This window comes from Pseudomonas sp. GD04058 (assembly GCF_029836855.1).
Classification (GTDB): domain Bacteria; phylum Pseudomonadota; class Gammaproteobacteria; order Pseudomonadales; family Pseudomonadaceae; genus Aquipseudomonas; species Aquipseudomonas bharatica.
Genome location: NZ_JAOECN010000006.1, coordinates 132,809 through 157,115, shown reverse-complemented (window position 1 = coordinate 157,115; position 24,307 = coordinate 132,809). Strand labels below are relative to the sequence as shown.

General features: G+C 64.2%; 25 protein-coding genes. All 25 read right to left on the bottom strand.

Annotated features, from left to right (window positions below):
• Positions 1–2: 2 nt before the first annotated feature.
• The 25 genes from N7650_RS07810 to fliE all read right to left on the bottom strand — a co-directional run bounded on the left by N7650_RS07810 (position 3) and on the right by fliE (position 24,196).
• On the bottom strand, positions 3–2,216 hold the full coding sequence (locus N7650_RS07810) for a chemotaxis protein CheA (protein WP_279897720.1): 2,214 nt from the start codon (positions 2,214–2,216) through the stop codon (positions 3–5).
• A gap of 12 nt (positions 2,217–2,228) precedes the next feature.
• Positions 2,229–3,017, bottom strand: coding sequence for a protein phosphatase CheZ (locus tag N7650_RS07805; RefSeq protein ID WP_009399959.1), 789 nt, complete (start codon positions 3,015–3,017; stop codon positions 2,229–2,231).
• An 18-nt stretch (positions 3,018–3,035) separates the two neighbouring features.
• On the bottom strand, positions 3,036–3,410 hold the full coding sequence (locus tag N7650_RS07800; protein WP_085982845.1) for a chemotaxis response regulator CheY: 375 nt from the start codon (positions 3,408–3,410) through the stop codon (positions 3,036–3,038).
• Between the two features lie 105 nt (positions 3,411–3,515).
• The gene (gene fliA / locus N7650_RS07795; protein WP_279897719.1) at positions 3,516–4,256 is read right to left on the bottom strand and encodes an RNA polymerase sigma factor FliA; all 741 of its coding nucleotides are present in this window, start codon (positions 4,254–4,256) and stop codon (positions 3,516–3,518) included.
• Positions 4,253–5,086 carry a flagellar synthesis regulator FleN gene (gene fleN, locus N7650_RS07790; protein WP_009399964.1) on the bottom strand — a complete coding sequence of 278 codons (834 nt, stop codon included), beginning with the start codon at positions 5,084–5,086 and terminating at the stop codon, positions 4,253–4,255. The genes fliA and fleN overlap by 4 nt, the downstream gene beginning before the upstream one ends.
• Positions 5,087–5,207: 121 nt before the next feature.
• Positions 5,208–6,521 carry a flagellar biosynthesis protein FlhF gene (gene flhF / locus N7650_RS07785; protein WP_009399967.1) on the bottom strand — a complete coding sequence of 438 codons (1,314 nt, stop codon included), beginning with the start codon at positions 6,519–6,521 and terminating at the stop codon, positions 5,208–5,210.
• A gap of 11 nt (positions 6,522–6,532) precedes the next feature.
• Positions 6,533–8,662, bottom strand: coding sequence for a flagellar biosynthesis protein FlhA (gene flhA, locus N7650_RS07780; protein WP_009400024.1), 2,130 nt, complete (start codon positions 8,660–8,662; stop codon positions 6,533–6,535).
• A 189-nt stretch (positions 8,663–8,851) separates the two neighbouring features.
• Positions 8,852–9,988: a flagellar biosynthesis protein FlhB gene (flhB, locus tag N7650_RS07775; protein ID WP_279897718.1), complete on the bottom strand. Its 1,137-nt coding sequence runs from the start codon at positions 9,986–9,988 to the stop codon at positions 8,852–8,854.
• 2 nt (positions 9,989–9,990) lie between these two features.
• Positions 9,991–10,767: a flagellar biosynthetic protein FliR gene (gene fliR / locus N7650_RS07770; protein ID WP_279897717.1), complete on the bottom strand. Its 777-nt coding sequence runs from the start codon at positions 10,765–10,767 to the stop codon at positions 9,991–9,993.
• A gap of 7 nt (positions 10,768–10,774) precedes the next feature.
• On the bottom strand, positions 10,775–11,044 hold the full coding sequence (gene fliQ, locus N7650_RS07765) for a flagellar biosynthesis protein FliQ (protein ID WP_009400027.1): 270 nt from the start codon (positions 11,042–11,044) through the stop codon (positions 10,775–10,777).
• A gap of 16 nt (positions 11,045–11,060) precedes the next feature.
• Complete coding sequence (gene fliP / locus N7650_RS07760) at positions 11,061–11,813, bottom strand: flagellar type III secretion system pore protein FliP (RefSeq protein WP_009400028.1); 753 nt, start codon at positions 11,811–11,813, stop codon at positions 11,061–11,063.
• A complete protein-coding gene (gene fliO, locus N7650_RS07755; RefSeq protein ID WP_080604763.1) occupies positions 11,813–12,226 on the bottom strand; it encodes a flagellar biosynthetic protein FliO in 414 nt (137 codons plus the stop codon). The genes fliP and fliO overlap by 1 nt, the downstream gene beginning before the upstream one ends.
• Positions 12,227–12,274: 48 nt before the next feature.
• Positions 12,275–12,742, bottom strand: a complete 468-nt coding sequence (gene fliN, locus N7650_RS07750; protein ID WP_279897716.1) for a flagellar motor switch protein FliN — start codon at positions 12,740–12,742, stop codon at positions 12,275–12,277.
• A gap of 45 nt (positions 12,743–12,787) precedes the next feature.
• Positions 12,788–13,756, bottom strand: a complete 969-nt coding sequence (gene fliM / locus N7650_RS07745) for a flagellar motor switch protein FliM (RefSeq protein ID WP_009400032.1) — start codon at positions 13,754–13,756, stop codon at positions 12,788–12,790.
• Between the two features lie 9 nt (positions 13,757–13,765).
• Complete coding sequence (gene fliL, locus N7650_RS07740; protein WP_009400033.1) at positions 13,766–14,266, bottom strand: flagellar basal body-associated protein FliL; 501 nt, start codon at positions 14,264–14,266, stop codon at positions 13,766–13,768.
• 188 nt (positions 14,267–14,454) lie between these two features.
• Positions 14,455–15,753, bottom strand: a complete 1,299-nt coding sequence (locus N7650_RS07735; protein WP_279897714.1) for a flagellar hook-length control protein FliK — start codon at positions 15,751–15,753, stop codon at positions 14,455–14,457.
• Positions 15,754–15,851: 98 nt separating this feature from the next.
• The gene (locus N7650_RS07730) at positions 15,852–16,199 is read right to left on the bottom strand and encodes an Hpt domain-containing protein (RefSeq protein ID WP_009400035.1); all 348 of its coding nucleotides are present in this window, start codon (positions 16,197–16,199) and stop codon (positions 15,852–15,854) included.
• A gap of 27 nt (positions 16,200–16,226) precedes the next feature.
• Positions 16,227–17,930, bottom strand: coding sequence for a fused response regulator/phosphatase (locus N7650_RS07725; RefSeq protein WP_279897713.1), 1,704 nt, complete (start codon positions 17,928–17,930; stop codon positions 16,227–16,229).
• Positions 17,931–17,938: 8 nt separating this feature from the next.
• Positions 17,939–18,244 carry an STAS domain-containing protein gene (locus N7650_RS07720; protein WP_009400039.1) on the bottom strand — a complete coding sequence of 102 codons (306 nt, stop codon included), beginning with the start codon at positions 18,242–18,244 and terminating at the stop codon, positions 17,939–17,941.
• A gap of 94 nt (positions 18,245–18,338) precedes the next feature.
• Entirely contained in the window at positions 18,339–18,791 is a 453-nt protein-coding gene (gene fliJ, locus N7650_RS07715) for a flagellar export protein FliJ (protein WP_009400041.1), read from the bottom strand.
• Positions 18,792–18,797: 6 nt separating this feature from the next.
• Positions 18,798–20,156, bottom strand: a complete 1,359-nt coding sequence (fliI, locus tag N7650_RS07710) for a flagellar protein export ATPase FliI (RefSeq protein ID WP_279897712.1) — start codon at positions 20,154–20,156, stop codon at positions 18,798–18,800.
• The gene (gene fliH / locus N7650_RS07705) at positions 20,146–20,937 is read right to left on the bottom strand and encodes a flagellar assembly protein FliH (protein WP_279897710.1); all 792 of its coding nucleotides are present in this window, start codon (positions 20,935–20,937) and stop codon (positions 20,146–20,148) included. The genes fliI and fliH overlap by 11 nt, the downstream gene beginning before the upstream one ends.
• A 120-nt stretch (positions 20,938–21,057) precedes the next feature.
• Entirely contained in the window at positions 21,058–22,077 is a 1,020-nt protein-coding gene (gene fliG / locus N7650_RS07700; protein ID WP_009400046.1) for a flagellar motor switch protein FliG, read from the bottom strand.
• Positions 22,070–23,851 (bottom strand): flagellar basal-body MS-ring/collar protein FliF, encoded by a 1,782-nt coding sequence (fliF, locus tag N7650_RS07695; RefSeq protein ID WP_279897709.1) that lies wholly within the window; start codon positions 23,849–23,851, stop codon positions 22,070–22,072. Before fliF ends, fliG begins: the two co-directional genes overlap by 8 nt.
• A gap of 15 nt (positions 23,852–23,866) precedes the next feature.
• Complete coding sequence (fliE, locus tag N7650_RS07690; protein WP_009402338.1) at positions 23,867–24,196, bottom strand: flagellar hook-basal body complex protein FliE; 330 nt, start codon at positions 24,194–24,196, stop codon at positions 23,867–23,869.
• Positions 24,197–24,307 lie beyond the last annotated feature (111 nt).

The following is a 24,307-nucleotide window of genomic DNA, read 5'->3' as shown; positions in this document are numbered from 1 at the left end:
GATCAGATTCGCCGCGCGGCGTAACGCTTGAGCATGCTCGGCACGTCGAGGATCAGCGCGATGCGCCCGTCACCGGTAATGGTGGCGCCCGACATGCCCGGGGTGCCCTGGAGCATCTTGCCCAGCGGCTTGATGACCACCTCTTCCTGGCCCACCAGCTGATCGACGACGAAGCCGATGCGCTGGGTGCCGACCGAAAGGATCACCACGTGGCCTTCATGCTGCTCTTCATGGGCGGCAGAACTGACCAGCCAGCGCTTGAGGTAGAACAACGGCAGCGCCTTGTCGCGCACGATCACCACTTCCTGCCCGTCCACCACGTTGGTGCGCGACAGGTCGAGGTGGAAGATCTCGTTGACGTTGACCAGCGGGAAGGCGAAGGCCTGGTTGCCCAGCATCACCATCAGGGTCGGCATGATCGCCAGGGTCAATGGCACCTTGATGACGATCTTCGAGCCCTGGCCCTTGGCCGAGTAGATATTGATCGAGCCGTTGAGCTGGGAAATCTTGGTCTTCACCACGTCCATGCCGACGCCGCGGCCGGACACATCGGAAATCTCGGTCTTGGTCGAGAAGCCCGGGGCGAAGATCAGGTTGTAGCAGTCCGACTCGCTCAGGCGGTCGGCGGCGTCCTTGTCCATCAGGCCTTTTTCCACGGCCTTGGCACGCAGCACCGCCGGGTCCATGCCCTTGCCGTCGTCGGAAATCGACAGGAGGATGTGATCGCCCTCCTGCTCCGCCGCCAGCACCACCTTGCCACCGCGGGACTTGCCTGCCGCTTCGCGTTCTTCCGGGGTTTCCACGCCGTGGTCGACGGCATTGCGCACCAGGTGGACCAGCGGGTCGGCCAGGGCCTCGACCAGGTTCTTGTCGAGGTCGGTTTCCTCGCCCACCAGTTCCAGGTTGATCTCTTTCTTCAGTTGCCGGGCCAGGTCGCGAACCAGGCGCGGGAAGCGCCCGAAGACCTTCTTGATCGGCTGCATGCGGGTCTTCATGACCGCGGTCTGCAGGTCGGCAGTGACCACGTCGAGGTTGGACACGGCCTTGGACATGGCCTCGTCGCCGCTGTTCAGGCCCAGGCGGACCAGGCGGTTACGCACCAGCACCAGTTCGCCCACCATGTTCATGATCTCGTCCAGGCGGGCGGTATCGACGCGCACGGTGGTTTCCGCTTCGCTGGCCGGCGGATGCTTGTCGCCAGCGGCAGCGGCTGGCGCGGCAGCGGCCGGCTTGGCCGCTGGAGCAGGACGTGAGGCCGGCTTGGCGACTGCAGCGGCTGGCGCAACTGCGGCAGCCGGTGCAGCGGTGGCGGCAGCGCCCACCGCATCGGCAGCGAATTTGCCCTTGCCGTGCAGTTGATCGAGCAGCGCTTCGAATTCGTGTTCGGTGATTTCGTCGCTGCCTGCGGCGGCAGGCGCCGGTTCCGCAGCCATAGCGGCAGGCGCGGCAGCCGCCGCACCGGGCAGCGAATCCACGGCGAAGGAACCCTTGCCATGCAACTGGTCCAGCAGCGCTTCGAACTCGGCATCGGTGATTTCGTCGCTCGGTTCGGCCCCGGCTTCGGCAACCGGCGCAGGCACGCTGGCGCCTTGCAGGTTGTCGGCGGCGAACTGGCCCTTGCCGTGCAACTGGTCGAGCAGGGATTCGAATTCGGCGTCGGTGATTTCGTCGCCGCCGGCCTCGGTCGCCGGTACTTCGTCAGGCATGGCGCCCAGCGAGTCGAGCAACTGCTCGAACTCGCTGTCGGTAATGTCGCCCGACGCCGCCACCGGCTCTGCAACGACCACCGGCTCGGCTGCAGCCACCGGCGCGGCGGGCTCGGCACCGGCCGGCTCGGCCAGGCGCGCCAGGGCGCCGAGCAGTTCCGGGGTGGCCGGGGTAATGTCGGTACGCTCGCGCACCTGGCCGAACATGCTGTTGACCGTGTCCAGGGCTTCCAGGACCACGTCCATCAGTTCGGCATCGACCCGGCGCTCTCCCTTGCGCAGGATGTCGAAGACGTTCTCGGCGATATGGCAGCACTCCACCAGCTCATTGAGCTGGAGGAAGCCGGCGCCCCCTTTTACAGTGTGAAAACCGCGAAAGATCGCATTGAGCAGGTCCGCATCGTCCGGGCGGCTTTCCAGCTCGACCAGTTGCTCGGACAGTTGCTCAAGAATTTCGCCGGCCTCTACCAGGAAATCCTGGAGGATTTCTTCATCGGCGCCGAAGCTCATCAAACGTGCTCCCTAAAAACCCAGGCTGGACAGCAGATCATCGACATCGTCCTGACCGGACACGACATCTTCACGTTTATCGGCATGAATCTGCGGTCCTTCACCCCGAGTCGGATGTTTACTTTCGTCTTTTTCAGCATGCAGCTCACGGCGGTCATGCTCGATACCGGCAAAGCGGTCGACCTGGCTGGCCATCAGCACCAGCTTGAGCAGATTCTTCTCGACTTCGGTGACCAGCGAGGTCACCCGCTTGATCACCTGGCCGGTCAGGTCCTGATAGTCCTGGGCCAGGAGAATGTCGTTGAGGTAGCCACTGACTTTCTGGCTGTCCTCGGCGCTGCGCGCCAGGAACCTGTCGACACGCTGGACCAGCTCACGAAACTCCGAGGCGGCCACTTCCCGGCGCATGAAGCGCTGCCAGTCGGCGTGCAATGCACGAGCCTCGTCCCCCAGGTCGTGGAGCACGGGCGTCCCTTGCTCGACCAGGTCCATGGTGCGGTTCGCCGCCGCCTCGGTGAGCTTGACCACATAGGCCAGGCGCTCGGTGGCGTCGGTGATCTGGGAAATTTCCTCGGCCTGCGGCATGTGCGTGTCGATCTGGAAACTGACGATCGCACTGTGCAGCTCGCGCGTGAGCTTGCCGACTTCCTGGTACAGGCCGCGGTCACGGGTCTGGTTCAGCTGATGGATCAGTTGCACCGCGTCGCCGAACTGGCCTCGTTCGAGGCTCTCGACCAGCTCCTGGGCATGTTTCTTCAGGGTGATTTCGAAATCGCCCAAAGATGATTCTTTATGGTCCATAGCGCCCCCGTTGACGCATCAAGCGTTGACGCGTTCGAAGATCTTTTCGATTTTCTCTTTCAGCACCTGGGCGGTGAAAGGCTTCACGACGTAGCCGTTGACCCCGGCCTGGGCGGCTTCGATGATCTGCTCGCGCTTGGCTTCGGCGGTCACCATCAGTACCGGCAGGTGTTTCAGCTTCTCGTCCTTGCGCACTTCGCGCAGCAGGTCGATACCGGTCATGCCGGGCATGTTCCAGTCGGTGACCAGGAAATCGAAGTTGCCGGAGTGCAGCATGGGCAGTGCGGTAGTACCGTCGTCGGCCTCGTGCGTGTTGGTGAAGCCCAGGTCACGCAGCAGGTTCTTGATGATCCGCCGCATCGTCGAAAAGTCGTCGACGATGAGGATTTTCATTTCTTTGTTCAATTAGACCTCCAAGCAGTCTTTAACGCGCCCAGCGCTGAGCGCGCGTTCAATCATTCCGGCTACCACGTTGTAACGACTGCATCGAACCCGGGTTCAACGCGCCCGCCATTCCCCCAACCGGCTGCGCAGGCGGGCCGCGCACTGGCTATGCAACTGGCTGACGCGCGACTCGCTGACCCCCAGGACCTCACCGATTTCCTTGAGGTTCAGCTCTTCGTCGTAGTACAGCGCCAGGACCAGGCGTTCGCGTTCCGGCAGGTTGGCGATGGCATCGGCCAGGGCTGCCTGGAAGCGTTCGTCCTCCAGATCGCGCGAAGGCTCGAGCTGGGCACTGGCGCCGTCCTCGTGCAGCCCTTCATGCTCGCCGTCCTGCAGCAGGTCGTCGAAGCTGAACAGGCGGCTGCCCAAGGTATCGTTCAAAATCCCGTAGTAATCATCGAGACTCAATTGGAGTTCGGCAGCAACCTCGTGATCTTTAGCGTCACGGCCGGTTTTTGCTTCGATTGCCCGAATTGCGTCGCTGACCATGCGGGTATTGCGGTGTACCGAGCGCGGTGCCCAGTCGCCCTTGCGCACTTCATCGAGCATGGCGCCACGGATACGGATGCCGGCGTAGGTCTCGAAACTGGCGCCCTTGCTCGAGTCGTACTTGTTGGCGACTTCAAGCAGGCCGATCATCCCCGCCTGGATCAGGTCCTCCACCTGCACGCTGGCCGGCAGCCGCGCCAGCAGGTGGTAGGCGATGCGCTTGACCAGCGGCGCATAGCGCTCGATCAACTCGTACTGGGCGTCACGCGAGGCCTTGCTGTACATCCGGTAGCCGCTGGCGTTCATAACACGGGTCCCGCACTGGTCGGCTGCACCAGACGTTCGACGAAGAATTCCAGGTGGCCGCGCGGGTTGGCCGGCAGCGGCCAGCTATCGACCTTCTGGGCGATCGCCTTGAACGCCAGCGCGCACTTGGAACGCGGGAAGGCTTCGTAGACCGCTCGCTGCTTCTGCACGGCCTTGCGCACGCATTCGTCGTACGGCACAGCACCGACGTATTGTAGGGCGACATCGAGGAAGCGATCCGTGACCTTGGTCAATTTGGCGAACAGGTTGCGCCCTTCCTGGGGGCTCTGCGCCATGTTGGCGAGGACGCGGAAACGGCTCATGCCGTAGTCACGGTTGAGCAACTTGATCAGCGCGTAGGCGTCGGTGATCGAGGTCGGCTCGTCGCACACCACCAGCAGCACTTCCTGGGCCGCGCGAACGAAACTGACCACCGAGTCACCGATCCCCGCAGCGGTGTCGATCACCAGCACGTCGAGGTTGTCGCCGATCTCGCTGAAGGCCTGGATCAGGCCTGCGTGCTGGGCCGGGGCCAGGTGCACCATGCTCTGGGTGCCCGAGGCCGCCGGGACGATGCGTACACCGCCAGGGCCCTGGAGCAGGACGTCGCGCAGCTCGCAACGGCCTTCGATGACGTCGGCCAGGGTGCGCTTGGGGGTGAGCCCGAGCAGTACGTCGACATTGGCCAGGCCAAGGTCGGCGTCCAGCAGCATGACGCGACGACCGAGCTCGGCCAGTGCCAGTGACAGATTCACCGACACGTTGGTCTTGCCAACGCCACCTTTGCCGCCGGTCACGGCGATCACCTGTACGGGATGCATGCTACCCATATTTGTTCTTTACCTTGTCTTGCTTAGACCGAGGCCACATGACGGGGCCGCGCTGGCTACAGCCATGACTTGCCACGCGATCCGTGTGATGTAGGTACTTTGCAACTGATACATATCCACCTCAGCCGACACGCTTGCCGTCACTGTGGTACAGGTCGGCGAACATATCGGCCATGGCCTCCTCGCTCGGGTCGTCCTGCATCTGCACACTGACCGCGCGGCTTACCAACTGGTGCCGCCGCGGCAGGTGCAGGTCGTCAGGAATGCGCGGGCCATCGGTAAGATAGGCCACGGGCAGTTCGTGACTGATCGCCAGGCTGAGAACCTCGCCCAGGCTGGCAGTTTCATCGAGCTTGGTCAGGATGCAACCGGCCAGGCCGCAGCGCTTGTAGCTGTGGTAGGCGGCGGTCAGCACCTGTTTCTGGCTGGTGGTGGCCAGGACCAGGTAATTCTTCGCCTGGATGCCACGCCCGGCAAGGGTTTCCAGCTGCATGCGCAGCGCCGGGTCGCTGGCCTGCAGGCCGGCGGTGTCGATCAGCACCACGCGCTTGCGCAGCAGCGGCTCCAGCGCCTGGGCCAGGGACTGGCCGGGATCGACGTGGGTCACCGGGACGTTGAGGATGCGCCCGAGGGTCTTGAGTTGCTCCTGGGCACCGATACGGAAACTGTCCATGCTCACCAGGGCCAGGTTCTGCGCGCCGTACTTGAGCACATAGCGCGCGGCCAGCTTGGCCAGGGTGGTGGTCTTGCCCATGCCGGCCGGGCCGACCATGGCGATCACCCCGCCCTCCTCGATCGGCTCGACATCCGGCACATGGATCATTCGCGCCAGATGGGCCAGGAGCATGCGCCAGCCGTGGCGCGGGTCGACGATTTCCTGGGTCAGGTCGAGCAGGTCGCGGGCCAGCGGGCCGGACAGGCCGATGCGCTGCAGGCGGCGCCACAGATTGGCCTGGTGTGGCTTGGCACCCTGCAACTGGTTCCAGGCCAGGGAGCCGAGCTGGACTTCCAGCAGCTCGCGCAGGCCGGAAAGCTCGGAACGCATGGAATCGAACATGCGCCGGTCGATGGCCGATGGCGCCGGGGCGGCCGGCGCAGGCGCCGGCTCTTCATGACGCGGCTCGACCAGCGGCTCGGAGGCCGTCAGCGGCAGGCCGGCGAAGAGCTGGCGGTTGCCGCTGTCGCTGTCGTCGCGGGCGCTCAGTTCGGCCTGGGCCGTGGCGATGCGCGACTGGGTCTTGCGCAGCTCGTCTTCAAGCTCGGCGTTGGGCACCCGAGGCGCAAGGGCGGACAGCTTGTAGTCCAGCGCCGCCGTCAGCTCGACACCGCCAGCAATCCGTCGGTTGCCGATGATGGCGGCATCGGCCCCCAGCTCATCGCGAACCAGCTTCATGGCCTGACGCATATCGGCGGCGAAAAAACGCTTAACTTGCATAACCCACTACCTCAGCCGTTGGGGCCCACTGTGGCAACGATGGTGACTTGCTTGTTGTCAGGTATTTCCTGATACGCCAAAACATGCAAATTCGGTACGGCCAGGCGACCGAAACGCGAGAGCATTTGCCGGATCGGTCCTGCTACCAGCAGGATGGCCGGCTGACCTTGCATCTCCTGACGCTGGGCAGCCTCGATCAGCGAACGCTGAAGCTTTTCCGCCATGCTCGGTTCAAGAAGAACACCGTCTTCCTGACCTTGCCCGGCCCTTTGCAGACTATTGAGCAAGATCTGTTCCAACCTTGGCTCTAAGGTGATCACAGGCAGCTCGGACTCAGTGCCGACAATGCTTTGCACGATAGCGCGACACAATCCGACGCGGACTGCGGCGACCAGCGCGGCGGTATCTTGACTCTTGCTGGCATTGTTGGCGATCGCCTCGGCAATGCTACGGATATCCCTGACGGGAACCTGCTCCGCCAGCAGGGCCTGGAGCACTTTCAACAAACCGGACAGGGACAGCACCCCGGGGACGATTTCCTCTGCCAGCTTCGGCGAGCCCTTGGCCAGCACCGCCAGCAGTTGCTGGACCTCTTCATGGCCGATCAGCTCGTGGCAATGCTTGTAGAGAATCTGGTTGAGGTGGGTGGCGACCACGGTACTGGCATCGACCACCGTGTAGCCCAGGGACTGAGCCTGACTACGCTGGGCGACATCGATCCACACCGCTTCCAGGCCGAAGGCCGGGTCCCGCGCGGAAATACCGTTGAGCGTACCGAATACCTGGCCCGGGTTGATGGCCATTTCCCGCTCGGGGAAGATTTCCGCCTCGGCCAGGATCACCCCCATCAGGGTCAGGCGATAGGTGCTCGGGGCCAGGTCGAGGTTGTCGCGGATATGCACCGTGGGCATCAGGAAGCCGAGGTCCTGGGACAGCTTCTTGCGCACGCCCTTGATACGCGCCAGCAACTGGCCACCCTGGTTGCGGTCCACCAGGGGAATCAGGCGGTAGCCCACTTCCAGGCCGATCATGTCGATCGGGGTGACATCGTCCCAGCCCAGTTCCTTGGTTTCGGCAGCGCGCGAGGGCGACGGCAGGGCTTCCTGCTGGCGCTGCAGTTCCTGGGCAGCCTTGACCTTGACCTGGTTCTGCTTCTTCCACACCAGGTAGGCACCGCCGCCGGCCAGCAGGCCGAGGCTGATGAAGGCGATGTGCGGCATGCCCGGGACCAGGCCCATGACGATCATCAGGGCCGCCGAGACCGCCAGGGCCTTTGGCGAATCGAACATCTGCCGATTGATCTGCTTGCCCATGTCTTCCGAGCCGGAAGCACGGGTCACCATGATCGCAGCGGCGGTGGACAGCAACAGGGACGGCAGCTGCGCCACCAAACCGTCACCGATGGTCAGCAGGGCGTAGACCCGGCCGGCATCGCCGAAGGTCATGCCGTGCTGGACCATGCCGATGGCCATGCCGCCGATCAGGTTGATGAACAGGATCAGCAGGCCGGCAATGGCGTCGCCCCGCACGAACTTGCTGGCACCGTCCATGGACCCGTAGAACTCGGCTTCCTGGGCCACTTCGGCACGGCGTGCCTTGGCCTGGTCCTGGTTGATCAGGCCGGCGTTGAGGTCGGCGTCGATGGCCATCTGCTTGCCGGGCATGGCGTCGAGGGTGAAGCGTGCGCTCACCTCGGAGATCCGCCCGGCACCCTTGGTCACCACCACGAAGTTGATGATCATCAGGATGGCGAAGACCACGATACCGACCACGTAGTTGCCGCCGATAACCACGTCACCGAAAGCCTGGATCACTTTACCGGCGGCACCGTGGCCGTCGTGGCCGTGGAGCAGCACAACCCGCGTCGAGGCCACGTTCAGCGCCAGGCGCAGCAGGGTTGCCACCAGCAGGATGGTCGGGAACGCGGCAAAATCCAGCGGCCGCAGCGCGTACACGCAGACCAGCAGGACCACGATGGACAGGGCAATGTTGAAGGTGAAGAAGACGTCCAGCAGGAACGGCGGGATCGGCAACATCATCATGGCCAGCATGATCAGCAGCAATACCGGCACCCCGATATTGCCCCGGCCAAGGCTGCCGAGGTTGCTGCGCGCGCTGTTGATTAACTGAGAGCGATCCACCGGTCTTCCTCTTCAAGCAAAACTTTGACGCCACGGGGGCGCTTGGCGCTGCTCTTTGCAAGAAGCTTTCCAACTTTGCGGTGAACATGAGGGCCCCATCGCTGCGGTGCGGCGATCCGACAAGCCAGCTCCCACAGCCCCTGTGGGAGCTGGCTTGCCAGCGATGGGGCCCGAAAGAACAGCAGAGAATCAGGAGTCGCGCCGCAGGTCCGGCGGAATCGGCAGGTCCTTGAGCGGCTCGGGAGGCTTGCCCTTGCCCGCCTGGTACTGGCGGATCTGGTAGACGTAGGCCAGCACCTGGGCTACGGCGAGGTACAGGCCGGCGGGAATCTCTTCCTCCAGCTCCGTGGAGTGGTAGATGGAGCGCGCCAGCGCCGGCGACTCCAGCAGCTGGATGTTGTGCTGCACGGCGATCTCGCGGATCTTCAGGGCGATGAAATCGGTACCCTTGGCCAGCAGCAAGGGCGCCGAGCCCTTCTCCGGGTCGTACTTGAGCGCTACCGCATAGTGGGTCGGGTTGGTGATAATGACGTCGGCCTCGGGCACCGCCGCCATCATCCGCCGCTGGGAAATCTCGCGCTGCACCTGGCGGATGCGCTGCTTGACCTCCGGCTTGCCCTCGGTGTCCTTGTATTCGTCGCGCACTTCCTGCTTGGTCATCATCAGCTTCTGCTTGGCTTGCCAGAGCTGGATCGGCACGTCCACCGCGGCGATCAGCAGCAACCCGCAGGCCATCCACATGGCGCTCCAGCCGACCACCTGGACGCTGTGGATGATGGCCTGGTCCAGCGGCTCGTTGGCGATCGCCAGGAGGTCGTCACGGTCGGCGGACAGCACCGCCAGGGCCACCACCAGGATCACGGTGAACTTGGCGATGGCCTTGAGCAACTCGGCCAGGGAATGCACCGAGAACATCCGCTTGATCCCCGCGAGCGGGTTCATCCGGCTGAACTTCGGCGCCAGGGTGCCGGTGGCGAACAGCCAGCCACCCAGGGCAATCGGGCCGAGCAAGGCGGCCAGCAACAGCACCAGCAGCACCGGCTGGGTGGCAAGGATCGCCAGCTTGCCCGAGCTCAGCAGGAAGATGCCCATGTAGCGCTCGTCCATCAGCACCTCGCGCGACAGGCTGAAGTTGCTGCGCATGATCTCCATCAGCGCTTCGGCCAGATAACCGCCGAAGGCCAGCAGGCCACCCGCCCCGGCAATCATCACGGCAACCGTGTTGAGCTCCTTGGATCGGGCGATCTCGCCTTTTTCGCGGGCGTCATTGCGGCGTTTGTCCGTGGGGTCTTCTGTCTTGTCCTGACCGCTTTCGCTCTCTGCCATGCTCAGCGCGCCCGTGCCAGTTCACGCAGCCATTGCAGCGCCTCGGACGCCAACGACTGGTAATGGGAAAGAATGTCCGCCAGGCCGACCCAGAACAGCCCCATGCCGATCACCAGGGTCAGCGGGAAGCCGATGGCGAAGATGTTCAATTGTGGCGCCGCCCGGGTCATCACGCCAAAGGCGATGTTGATCACCAGCAACGAGGTGATCACCGGCAGCACCAGCAGCAGCGAGGCGCCCAGCACCCAGCCCATGCGTCCGGCCAGCTCCCAGAAATGGTTGACCATCAGCCCGCTGCCCACCGGCAGGGTGGTGAAGCTTTCGACAAGGACTTCGAAGACCACCAGATGGCCGTTCATCGACAGGAACAGCAAGGTCACCAACATGGTCAGGAACTGGCTGATCACCGTGGTATTGACGCCGTTGGCCGGGTCGACCATGGAGGCGAAGGCCAGGCCCATCTGGATCGCGACGATCTGCCCGGCGATCACGAAGGCCTGGAAGAACAGTTGCAGGGACAGGCCGAACAGCGCGCCGATGAGGATCTGCTCGCCGACCAGCAGCAGGGCGCTCATGTCCAGCGCCTCGACCGGTGGCATCGGCGGCAACGCCGGGACGATCACCACGGTAATGGCCACGCCGAAATACAGGCGGATCCGCTGGGGCAGCAGCGAGGTACCGAACACCGGCATGGTCATCAGCACGGCCAGCACGCGGAACAGCGGCAGGATGAAACTGGCCACCCAGGTGGAAATCTGCGTGTCGGTCAGTTCGAGCACGGCGCAGTCAGCCGATCAGCTGTGGAATGCTGCCGTACAGGTTCAGGATGTACTCCATGAACTTCTGCACCAGCCAGGGCCCGGCGACGATCAGGGTGACCAGCATCACCAGCAGGCGCGGGAGAAAGCTAAGGGTCTGTTCGTTGATCTGGGTGGCCGCCTGGAACATCGCCACCAGCAACCCCACCAGCAGGCTCGGCACCACCAGCACCGCCACCATGAGGGTGGTCAGCCACAGGGCATCGCGAAACAGGTCGACTGCGACTTCAGGGGTCATGCTGCTCTCCTGCGCGTCAAACGCCGCCGAAACTGCCGGCAAGGGTGCCGATGATCAAGGCCCAGCCATCCACCAGGACGAACAGCATGATCTTGAACGGCAGGGAAATGATCAACGGCGACAGCATCATCATGCCCATGGCCATCAGCACGCTCGCCACCACCAGGTCGATGATCAGGAACGGGATGAAGATCATGAAGCCGATCTGGAACGCGGTCTTCAACTCCGAGGTCACGAACGCCGGGACCAGGATGGTCAGCGGCACCTGGTCGGGGCCGGCGATGTCGGTGCGCTTGGACAGGCGCATGAACAGGTCGAGGTCGCTCTGCCGGGTCTGCGCCAGCATGAAGTCCTTCAGCGGCACCTGGGCCTTCTCCAGCGCCTGCGGCGCGGTCAGGGTCTCGGACAGGTAGGGCTGCAGGGCGTCGCGGTTCACCCGGTCGAATACCGGGCCCATGATGAACAGGGTCAGGAACAGCGCCAGGCCGATGAGGATCTGGTTCGACGGGGTCTGCTGCAGGCCCAGGGCCTGGCGCAGGATCGAGAAGACGATGATGATCCGGGTGAAGCTGGTCATCAGGATGACGAACGCCGGGATGAAACTCAGCGCGGTCATGATCAGCAGGATCTGCAGGCTGACCGAGTACTCCTGCTGGCCATCCGCCCCGCTGGACAGGGTGATCGCCGGGATCGACAGCGGGTCGGCGGCCAGCGCCGCAGGGGCGGCCAGCAGCACCAGCAGCGTCAATATCGTTCGCAATGCGGCCATCACGGCTTGTCCTTCTGATCCTTGCCCAGCAGCTCCATCAGGCGCTGGGCGAATTCCGGCGTGGCCGGGCGGGCGCTGGCCGGCGCTTCGACGGCTGTGTTCATGACATGCAGGGCGGTCAGGCTGCCCGGGGTATGGCCGATGAGGATCTGCTCGTCGCCGACCTGCACCAGCAGCAGCCGATCACGAGGGCCCACCTGGCGACTGCCGACCACCTGGATCAGCTGGTTGGCGTTGGGCGCAGCGTTCTGCACCCGGCGCAACAGCCAGGCGAGAAAGAAGATCAACCCCAGCACCAGCAACAGGCCAAGAACCAGTTGGGTCAACTGGCCAGCGACGCTGCCGGAGGTTGCCGGTGCCACCGTCGCCACGGCCGGCGTGGCGCCAACCTGCGCCGCCAGGCCCACGGGCATCCAGCACAGGCCGGCGGCGAGCGCCAGCAGGAGGAGAAAACGCTTCACTCAGCGCAGCTTCTTGATGCGTTCGCTCGGGCTGATCACGTCGGTCAGGCGGATGCCGAACTTCTCGTTGACCACCACCACCTCGCCATGGGCGATCAGCGTGCCGTTGACCAGCACGTCCAGCGGCTCGCCGGCCAGGCGATCAAGCTCGATCACCGAACCCTGGTTGAGCTGCAGCAGGTTGCGGATGCTGATTTCGGTGCTGCCCACTTCCATGGAGATGTTCACCGGGATATCCAGGATCACGTCCAGGTTCGGCCCGTCCAGGCTGACCACTTCGCTAGGGCGTGGCGAACTGCCGAATTCTTCCATCGGCAGACGGCTGGGGCCGCCGCTGGAGGCACCGCTGTCGCCGGCCATCAGCGCATCGATATCGGCCTGGCCGTCGCCGCTTTCGCTCAGGGCAGCGGCCCACTCGTCGGCCAGTGCCTGCTCTTCCATCGAAGTAATGTCGTTTTCGTTAGCCATCTTGTCCTCGACAAGCAATCAAATCGGTTAATGAGGGTCAGGCGCTCAGCGTCGCTCGATCGGCGCCTTGATCTGCAGGGCCAGGGTGCCCTTGTGCGAGCCCAGGCTGGCCTTGAACGACGGCACGCCGTTGGCGCGCACGACCAGGTCCTCGGGCAGTTCCACGGGAATCACGTCGCCCGGCTGCATGTGCAGGATGTCGCGCAGCTTCAACTGGCGCCGGGCCACGGTGGCACTGAGCGGCACACTGACGTCCAGCACGTCTTCGCGCAGGGCCTTGACCCAGCGCTCGTCCTGGTCGTCCAGGTCGGACTGGAAGCCGGCGTCGAGCATTTCGCGCACCGGCTCGATCATCGAATACGGCATGGTCACGTGCAGGTCGCCGCCGCCGCCGTCGAGTTCGATATGGAAGGTCGAGACCACCACCGCCTCGCTCGGGCCGACGATGTTGGCCATGGCCGGGTTGACCTCGGAGTTTATGTACTCGAAGTTGACCGGCATGATCGCCTGCCAGGCTTCCTTGAGGTCGACGAAGCACTGGTCGAGGACCATGCGCACGACACGAAGCTCGGTCGGGGTGAACTCGCGCCCCTCGATCTTGGCGTGACGACCGTCGCCGCCGAAGAAGTTGTCCACCAGCTTGAACACCAGCTTGGCGTCGAGGATGAACAGCGAGGTGCCGCGCAGCGGCTTGATCTTCACCAGGTTGAGGCTGGTCGGTACGTACAGCGAGTGCACGTATTCGCCGAACTTCATCACCTGCACGCCGCCCACCGCCACGTCGGCGGAGCGCCGCAGCAGGTTGAACATGCTGACGCGGGTATAGCGGGCGAAACGCTCGTTGATCATTTCCAGGGTCGGCATGCGACCGCGGACGATGCGATCCTGGCTGGTCAGGTCATAGCTCTTGACGCTGCCGGGATCGGCGCTTGATTCGGTTTGCACCAGGCCATCGTCGACGCCATGCAACAGGGCATCGATCTCATCCTGGGACAGCAGGTCCTGCACGGCCATCTTCGGCTCCTACTGCAATACGAAATTGGTGAACAGCAACTGGTCGATGACCAGCTTGCCGACTTCCTTTTGCGCCACTTCCTGGACGCTGGCGGTGGCCTTCTGGCGCAGCATTTCCTGGCCGACCGGGGTCGCCAGCGACTCGAAGGACTGCCCGGAGAAGAGCATGACCAGGTTGTTGCGGATCACCGGCATATGCACCTTGAGCGCCTCGAGGGCGGCCTGGTCGCGGGCCTGCATGGTGATGCTCACCTGCATGTAGCGCTGGCGGCCGTTCTGGTTGAAGTTGACCACGAAGGCCGGCGACATGGATTCGTAGATGGCCGGTTGCTTGACGTTGGCCGCAGCCGCAGCAGGTTCGGCGGCAGGCTTGCTTTCGGACTTGTGCAGGAAGAACCAGGTAGCGCCAACCGACAGGCCGATAGCCAGCAACAGGGCCAGGACCAGCAGCAGGATCAGTTTGAGTTTGCCTTTAACGGCGGGGTCTTTGACTGCTTCGCTCTTCGCCATGCCAATAATCCGTCACTCACAGAAGGTTTGTTCCACTATGGCGTGTGGGCGAGCAAGTGTTATGCCAGTTTCAGGAAGGAACGGAGCGCCGCGCCCCCCCTGTGGGAGCTGGCTTGCCAGCGATGACGGCAGTGAATTCACCATCCAATCGCTGGCAAGCCAGCTCCCACAGGGGTCCGCGCCAGCCTTTAGACGACGTAGTCGACGGTACTGGAGCCGATGACGGTCTGCGGTTCCACCGCCGCGACATCGGTCTCGCCGGCCTCGGCATTGCGCCGCGCCGCCACGCCACTCATCTTCGGCGAATCGTCCTGGCTGGCGCTGTGCTGCTGGCGCTGCTGGTCGGCGACGTTGACGTCCGGCTGGGCCATGCCTTGCTGGCTGAAGAGTTCGCGCAGGCGGTGCACCTGGCCTTCGAGGGCATCGCGCACCCCGGCGTGACCGCTGGCGAAGGTGATCTGGGTCGGCTGATCGACGGCCATGTTCACCTTGATGTCGAGGCGCCCGAGCTCCCTGGGCTCCAGCTGGATATCGGCAGACTTGAGGTTCTGGCTGGACAGGTACATGACCCGGTTGACCAGGCCCTCGGTCCAGCCGCCCTGGTTCATGGCCAGGGGCTGGTGCAGCGGCGCGGGCGCCACGGCATTGGCGGTCTTCGGCGTGACCGCCTGGGTCAGGCTGGCTAGGCGGTTGGCGAAATCGTCGACCCGGGTGTCGCTGCTGGCGCCCTTGAGGTCCTTGAGGCCGTCGTCGATCAGGCCGGCGAAAGCCTTGTCACCGCTTTCGGTCTGGCCGGCATCGGCGTCACCCGGTTGGAGCATCTGCGCCAGTGTATTGACAGCCGGTTGCTGGGCCTGGGCCCCTTCCTGCCCCGGGGTCTTGCTGGCGTGGGCCGAGGTAGTGCCCTGGGCCTGGGCGTTCTGTTCCAGCGCCAGGCGCAGTACCGGCAGATCGGCCAGGGCATCCGCCTCCGGGTCGAAGGCCTGATCATCAGTGACCGCAGGGGTGACCGCCGCCGGCTGCTGGCTGGCCGCCTGGATCACCGGCGCCACCGCTTCGGCCTGGGCCTGGAGCAATTGCGCACCCTGTGCAGCATCGGTCAACTGGCCAGCAACCAGGTTGGCGTCGAGGGATGGCTGGGCATTGGCATCGGCATCGCTCGCATCGCCGCTATCGCCCTGCCCGGTCGCGCCGGCCTGGACTTCATGTTCGTCAGGCAATTCCTTGCCGCCATCGGCAACTTTGCCGGCTTCGGGCTCTTGCGCCTTGCCGCTGTTTGCCGCCGATTTGTCGACGCCCCCACGGCCCTGCGCAGGCACCTCGCTCTTGCCGGCAACCGGCTCCTTGGCCTGCTGCGAATAGACACGGGAAAAGTCCGAACCCTTGTCGTTCAAGCTCTGCGTGGCTTTGTCCAGGGTACCGTTCTGGGACCGTGCGCTCTTGGCGGCAACGCTGGATTGCAGCAATGGGTTTGATGCGACGGGCATGAAAAGGTCTCCGCTACAGAAGCTTGGCATCACGAATAGCGAAGGTTACGCAAAAGTCGCGCCAGGTTGCGCCTGACGCGACGTCGAAGAGCGCAAGCTCAGCTGACCTGCACCCGCTTGCACTCGTCACAAAAGATGTCGTGGACCTCGGCAAACTCCCGCCGTATCTGATCGATCAGGTGCTCGATGCCGAACAGCGAGTGCTGCTGCACCCGCTCTTCCACCTGGCGGCAAAGTTCTGCCAGCTCATGCGCCCCCATGTTGCTGGCACTGCCCTTGAAGCTATGCGCCGCCAACCGCAATTCATCGGCATTGCGGGCGCGAAAGAGGTCGTTCAGCCGCCGCTCGGAGTCGTAGAGGAAGGTTTCCAGCAGCTTGAGGTAGTCGTCCCCCATGACGTCCTGGAGGTCGCTCAATACCTTGCGGTCAACATGAGAATCGGACACTTGTTCACTCCTTGATCAAGACTGCGATTATGCCAGAGCGTCCCAGACGAACTCCACGCGCGCCCGGCGCCCGCCATCGCTCCATTCGGCATGCCGGCCCAGCCGGCGGACCAGATTCAGGCCACGTCCGCTCAGGCGCTGCTCGACAGCAGGCAAGGCGCTCACTTTACCCATGTCGAAGCCGTCGCCGCTGTCCTCGACTTCAATAATGAGACGCCCTCCTCCCTTCCAGGGTTCCACGCGCAGGCTTACGCGGATATGGCCGCTGTCCAGGGCCTGCAGGCGCCGGTCGCGCTCCTGGTAGTAGGTGGTGAAGCCCTGGGCATCGCGCTTGAGCGCGGAGTCCAGGCCCAGCACGCCATGCTCCAGGGCGTTGGAATACAGCTCGTTGAGCACGCTGTACAGGACACCGCTCTGCTTGCGCAGGCCGTGCACCTCCTGCAGCACCTGCATCAACCAGGGCAGCGGGTTGAAACGCTTGAGGGTCCGGGCACGGAACTCGAAGGACAGCGACCAGTCCAGCGGGCTCGACTGGCCGCTGTCGGAGTACATCAACGGCGCTGGCATCAGCCGCTCCGGGGCCACCACGGTGATTTCCAGCAGGCTGGCATCGTCCCGCGCGCGGCCACGGAACGCCTCCAGGGCCAGCAGGACGTCGTCGAACAGATGCTCGGGACGGCGATTTTCGCTGAACACCCGCAGCAGGCGCTCGACGCCGAAAGGCTCATCACTTTCATCGCAGGTTTCCACCACGCCATCGGTCAGCAGGAACAGGCGATCACCCAGGGCCAGCGGCAGCACATCGGTACGTTCGTCGAAGCGTTCAGGCGACAACACCCCCAGCGGCAGGTGCCGCGACACCAGTGGCGTAGCCTGGTCGCCGGAAGCCGGTAACAGATAGCCGTCAGGCATGCCGCCGTTCCAGACCTCCACCACGCGTCGCTCGAAGCTGAGGTTCAGCAGCAACGCGCAGCAGAACATGTCCACCGGCAGGATGCGCTTGAGCTTGGCATTCATCTCGCGCAGGGTTTCCGCCAGGCCGTAGCCCTTGGCCGTCATGCCATGGAAGACTTCGGCCAGGGGCATGGCGCCCACCGCGGCCGGCAGGCCATGGCCGGTGAAGTCACCGAGCAGCACGTGCATGTCACCGGTGGGCGTGAACGCTGCCAGAAGCAAGTCGCCGTTGAACAGTGCATAGGGTGATTGCAGGTAGCGGATGTTCGGCGCACCGAGGCAACCGGCATGGGCGATCTGGTCGAACACCGCCTTGGCCACGCGCTGTTCGTTGAGCAGGTGGTTGTGATGCAGGGCAATCTGGTCGCGCTGTTCCACTACCGTGGCCTGCAGGCGGCGCAGGCGATCCATGGCCTTGATCTTGGCTGCCAGCACCGCCGGGCTGTAGGGCTTGGCGAGAAAATCGTCGCCGCCGGCCTCCAGGCAGCGCACCAGGGCATCGTCTTCGGTCAGGGAGGTGAGAAAGATGATCGGCACAAGCTCCTCGCCGGCCAGCGCCTTGATCTGCCGCGCCGCTTCGAAGCCGTCCATTACCGGCATGACCGCGTCGAGCAACACCAGTTGCGGGCGCTGTTCGGCGAACAGGGCGACCGCCAGCTTGCCGTTCTCCGCGGTCAGCACCCTGTGCCCCTGCTTGCGCACGATGGTAGCCAGCAACAGCCGGTCGGTCGCGCCATCCTCGGCGATCAGGACAGTCAGGGTATGCCCGTCGCTCATGCTGGCGCTCAAGTGATATCGAAGAGTTTTTCGAAGTTGGAGATAGCAAGGATCTTGCGCACATCGGAGTTGGTGTTGATCACCCGGATATTCGAATTGTCGCCACCGGCGTGGTCACGCAGCAGCAGGAGCATGCCCAGGGCGGAGCTATCCAGGTAGGTGGCGTCCTTGAGGTCGACATCGAAGCTGTCGGGGCGCACCGGCGTGCGCTCGTAGGAGTCGCGAAATTCCTGGTGCCTGCCGAAATCGAAACGACCCTTGATGCGGATCGTCAGCTTTTTCCCGTCCTGGGACAACTCGGTTTCAACAGCCATGTTGGCGCTTCCTTCGGAGGTGGCGAGTGCGGTCCTCTAGAAGGTTTAGCAGCCCGCCCGGAGCCCGGCAAGGCAGGCCGACCAGCGCGTGGTGTCAGAATCGATCGTGCCGCGGCAGGCGTTGCGACAGTTCGTCGAGAAGCTTCTGCTCACGCTTGTCCTCCAGCAGCCGGGCTTCCTCGATGTAGCGCTGGACCAGCTTGCGCAGCCCCTCGACCCGGGCGTAGGCCTCCTGCCAGGTGCCGCGGGCGCTATTGAGGTTGTTCTGGTGCCAGACCAGGCTCTGGTGCTGCTGCGCCACCGCCGTGTCGAGCTGCCCGAGGAAACGCTGGAAGCCCACCAGCCATTTGCCCGATACCCCTTGGCTGCCGCGCTGCATCCATTGCTGCTGGTAGTCGCTGCGGAACTGGTCGAGTTCGGCCAGCTTGGCCTGGGCCTGGGCCACCTGCTGCTGGAAGTGCCCGAGACGCTGCGCGGCCTTGCGCTCGGCATCCTCGGCCATCTCCACCACCGGGGCCAGGCGCGCGGCACGACTGGGCTGGGCCATGGCCTATCAGCCTGCCGTCAGCGGCGTGAATACCGCTGCCAGCTGTTCGCGGCTCTGCTCCTGGCTGACGTTCTCGTTCAGCCCCTGGCGCAGGAAGTGCACCAGCCGCGGTTGCAGGGATATGGCCAGGTCGGTTTCCTTGTCGCCGCCGGCCACGTAGGCGCCGACGCTGATCAGGTCGCGACTCTGCGACAGCCGCGACCACAGCTGCTTGAACTGCTGGGCCTGGGTCATCTGCTCGGGCGTGACCACCTGCGGCATGACCCGGCTGATGGAGGCCTCGATATCGATGGCCGGATAATGCCCCTCCTCCGCCAGGCGCCGCGACAGCACGATATGGCCGTCGAGCACGCCACGCGCCGAGTCGGCGATCGGATCCTGCTGGTCGTCGCCTTCGGAAAGCACGGTATAGAAAGCGGTGATCGAACCGCCGCCGGCCTCGCCGTTACCGGCACGCTCCACCAGCTTGGGCAGCTTGGCGAATACCGAAGGCGGGTAGCCCTTGGTCGCCGGTGGCTCGCCGATGGCCAGGGCGATTTCGCGCTGGGCCTGGGCGAAGCGGGTCAGGGAGTCCATCAGCAGCAGGACGTTCTTGCCCTTGTCGCGGAAATACTCGGCGATGCGCGTGCAATACATGGCTGCGCGCAGGCGCATCAGCGGTGCGTCGTCCGCCGGCGAAGCCACCACCACCGAGCGCTTGAGGCCCTCGGTGCCGAGGATATGCTCGATGAACTCCTTCACCTCGCGCCCCCGTTCACCGATCAGGCCGACCACGATGATGTCGGCCTCGGTGAAGCGGGTCATCATCCCCAACAACACCGACTTACCCACGCCGGTGCCGGCGAAGAGGCCCAGGCGCTGGCCGCGGCCGACGGTGAGCAGGCCGTTGATGCTGCGAATGCCGACGTCCAGGGGCTGGCTGATGGGGTCGCGGTTAAGGGGGTTGATGGTCGGGCCGTCCATCGGCACCCAGTCCTCGGCCTTCATCCCGCCCTTGCCGTCGAGGGCCCGACCGGCGCCGTCGAGGACACGGCCGAGCATGCTCATGCCCATCGGCAGGCGGCCGCTGTCGTCGAGCGGCACCACCCGCGCCCCCGGGGCGATACCGGCGACACTGCCCACCGGCATGAGGAACACCTTGCCTCCGGCAAAGCCCATGACCTCGGCCTCGACTTCCACCGGGTGATAGCTGTCGTCATTGATGACCTTGCAGCGGCTGCCTACCGCAGCGCGCAGGCCTTCGGCCTCCAGGGTCAGGCCGACCATGCGCAACAGGCGGCCTTCCACGACTGGCTGCTGAGGCAGGCTGATGGCGTCGGCGTAGGTACCCAGGCGCCTGGCGAAGCTGGTGCGGTCAAGGCGCATCGCTGGCTTCCGTTTCCTCGACCGGCGCCTTCTTGTCCTGCAACTGGAAATGCAGGTCCGGCGCAGCCGGATGCAGCCCCTGGTCATGCAATTGGTCGAACAGTTGCTTGAGCGCTTTCTCGAGGCGGGTTTCCATGGTCGCGTCGATACGGCTGTGGGCGGTCTCGATCCAGCAGCCGCCAGGCTGCAGCGAGTCGTCTTCGAGCAGACGCCAGTTTTCCTGATGCCGCGCGCGCAGGGCCTTGGCCAGCTCGAAATCCTGGGGATTGAGGTGAATGCGAATGTTCTCGGCGCCCATGGGCAACAGCTTCAGGGCTTCGCGCAGGACATGGGTGATCTGGCTGGAATCGGTCTTCAGCTCGCGGCCGACGACCTCGCGGGCAATATGGCTGACCAGGTGCACGAGATGCTTTTCGATCTGCGCGTCCTGCTCGGCGATAGGGTCGAGCAAATGGCCCATCAGTTGCTCAAGGCTTTCCAGGCGCGCGTTCAGGGCCACTTCGGCCTCCTGGCGAACCTTGAGCTGGGTGCCATGGAAACCTTCGCGCTCGCCCGTGGCGAAGCCCTCGTTGTAGGCCTCCTGGCGAATGCTCTCGAGTTCTTCGAGGGTCAGCGGCTGGACTTCCTCCAGCGGCACTTCCTCGACCTCCTCGGCGACCTCCTCGGGCTCAGGCTCGGGTTCCGGCTCCGGCTGCGGGTCGAAACTGGGCAGTGCCCAGCGGTCGAAACCCTCGACGTCGCGGGCGCGGATCAGTTCACTCAGATGTTCGTTGGTCGACATGATTCCATGCGCTCTCAAGTCGGGTTAAAGATGACAGAAGCCCAGGCACGACCCGGGCTTGACGTCCAAACCCAAGCTGCCTGGCAATCGGCGCCGCCCCGCAGGACCGGCGCCGACGCATCAGATCATCTCTTCGGCACCTTTGCCGCCCAGCACGATCTCGCCGGCTTCGGCCATGCGACGGGCGATGGTGAGGATTTCCTTCTGCGCCGTCTCGACGTCGCTGACGCGCACCGGCCCCTTGGCTTCCAGGTCGTCGCGCAGCAGCTCGGAGGCACGCTTGGACATGTTCTTGAAGATCTTGTCCTTGACCTTTTCGTCCGCGCCCTTGAGCGACACCACCAGCACATCGGAGGAGACTTCGCGCAACAGGGCCTGGATGCCGCGGTCGTCGACATCGGCCAGGTTGTTGAAGACGAACATGAGGTCTTCGATCTGCTCGGAAAGATCGCCGTCGATCTCGCGGATCGCGTCCATGAGCTGCCCTTCGACCGAACTGTCGAGGAAGTTCATGATGTCTGCGGCACGCTTGATACCACCCAGGGTGGTACGGGCGGCATTCGAGTTGCCGGAGAACTGCTTCTCGAGGATCTGGTTCAGTTCCTTCAACGCCGCCGGCTGCACGGTGTTCAACGACGAGACGCGCAGGATGATGTCCAGGCGCACCTTATGGTCGAAGTTGCCGAGGACTTCCCCGGCCTGGTCCGGATCGAGATAGGCCACGACGATCGCCTGGATCTGCGGGTGTTCGTAGCGAATGACGTCGGCGACGGCGCGAGGTTCCATCCACTTCAGGCTGTCCAGACCACTGGTATTGCCGCCCAGCAGGATGCGGTCGATCAGGCCGTTGGCCTTGTCCTCGCCAAGGGCCTGGGTCAGCATCTTGCGGATATAGCCGTCGGAGCCGACGCCCAGGCTGGTCTGGTCGCCGACGATCTCGACGAACTCGCTCATCACCTGCTCGACCTGCTCGCGATGGACGTTGCCCATCTGCGCCATGGCCACGCCCACGCGCTGGACCTCCTTCGGCCCCATGTGCCGAAGTACCTGCGCAGCGTCGGTCTCGCCCAGCGACAACAGCAGGATGGCTGCCTTGTCGACACGGGTCAGCTTGGAAGTCAGGGCTCGATTGTCACTCATCGGCGTTGATCCACTCTTTCACGACCTGGGCCACGCGACCCGGGTCTTCTGCCACCAGACTCTTGATAGCGTTGAGCTGGGCGTCATAGCCCTCGCTCGGACTAGGCAAGAGGATGCTTTGCGGACCACCCAGGCTGACACGGTCGCTCGGCATATCGCCGTCCAGCCCGATCATGCCGCCCAGTTCCATGTCGCTGTCGCTGCCGGACTGCTTGCCGCCGCCGGTGATGTTGTTGAGCACCGGCCGCAGGACCCCGAACACCAGCACGAGGATGAACAGCACGCCCAGCACTTGCTTGACGATGTCCCAGAACCACGGCTGCGAATAGAACGGGATCTCGGTGATGGCCTCGCCACGGTCGGCGGCGAACGGCACGTTGATCACGCTGACGCTGTCGCCGCGGCTGGCATCGAAGCCTACCGCGTCCTGGACCAGGCGGGTAAAGCGCGCCAGGTCCTCGGCGCTCCATGGCACCGTGGTGGCATTGCCGTTGGCCGGGTCGATCTTGACCTGGTCATCGACCACCACCGCGACCGACAGGCGGGTCAGGCGACCCTGCTGCTGGCGGGTATGGCTGATGGAGCGGTCCAGCTCGAAGTTCTTGGTCGACTGGATGCGCTTGTCCGAAGGATACGGCGCCAGCATCGGCTGCCCGGTGGCCGGGTCCATGACCTGCTGGCCGTTGGCATCGAGCAGCGGCTGGCCCGGCTGGATCGCCGCTGCGGCACCGGGCGCAGCGCCACCGGTGGTCTGCGGCGCCGAAGCCGGCCCGGGAGGCTGGTTGCTCAACGCGCCGGGCACGCCCTGCGGACCGGAACTGCTGGAGCGCTGCTCGTTGACCGACTGCTCGCTGCGCAAGGCAGGCTGGTCGGGGTTGAACTGTTCGGCGGTGGACTCGACGGCACTGAAATCGACGTCGGCAGAGACCTCGGCCTTGTAGCGATCGTTACCCAGGACAGGCTGCAGGATGTTGTGCACCCGCTGGGTCATCAGCCCTTCCATGCGCCGGGTGTAGTCGAACTGCTTGCCGGCCACGGTGAGCTCGGTGTTTTCCAGCTGGCTGGACAACAGGTTGCCTTTCTGGTCGACCACGGTGACCTGGGACTTGTCCAGCTCCGGAACGCTGGTCGCCACCAGGTTGACGATGGCCATGACCTGCCCGGCTTCCAGGGAACGCCCCGGATACAGCTCGACCAGCACCGATGCGCTCGGCTTGCGCTCGTCACGGACGAACACCGAGCTTTTCGGGATCGCCAGGTGCACGCGGGCCGCCTTGACATTGCTCAGGGCCGAGATGGTCCGCGCCAGCTCGCCTTCCAGGCCGCGACGGTAGCGGGTGGCCTCCATGAACTGGCTGGTGCCAAGGCCCTGTTCCTTGTCGAGGATCTCGAAGCCGACGTTGCCGTCGCTCGGCGCCACGCCGGCAGCGGCAAGCTTCAGGCGGGCACGGGAAATGTCATCGGCCTTTACCAGCAATGCACCGGAATTGGGCTCGACGTTGTAGGGGATGTCTGCGGCAGCGAGGGTTTCCATGACCTGCTTGGTGTCCATGCCGGACAGGCTGCCATACAGCGGACGGTAGTCCGGCTGCTGCGACCAGAGGACCACGGCGAAACCGATGGCCACGCTGGCAGCCAGGCCGACCAGCAGGCCGATCTGCCGCAGCATGGGCATCTGCGAAATGTTTTCCAGGAACGACATGCCGAACAGCGGCGGCTTGGGCGCTGGCGGGCTGCCCTTGGCGGGCACGTTATCGACGACTGCATCGGCCATGAATCAAATCCCGCCTTAAACCGGCATCTGCATGATGTCTTGATACGACTGCACGAGCTTGTTGCGCACTTGCGTGAGGGCCTGGAACGAGACGCTGGCTTTCTGCGAGGCGATCATCACGTCGGTCAGGTCGACGCCGCTCTTGCCGATTTCGAAGGCATTGGCCAGTTGGGTGGACGCCTGCTGGGTGTCGTTGACCTTGTTGATGGCCTGACCCAGCATATCGGCGAAACTGCTCTGGCCCAGTTCGGCAGGTGCCTGCACGGACTTCGAGCCCGACATGGCTTCCGCCTGCATGGCGCGCATGTCCAGCATCAACCGATTGAATTCAACACCTTGGCTCATGAACTTCTCTCTCCGGGGGCCCGCATTTTTTTGACACTCACGCAGCAGCTGAAACAGGACATAGCAACAAGAGTGCCAGCTAGCCCCAACGATTTTGCGAAACCATCACCA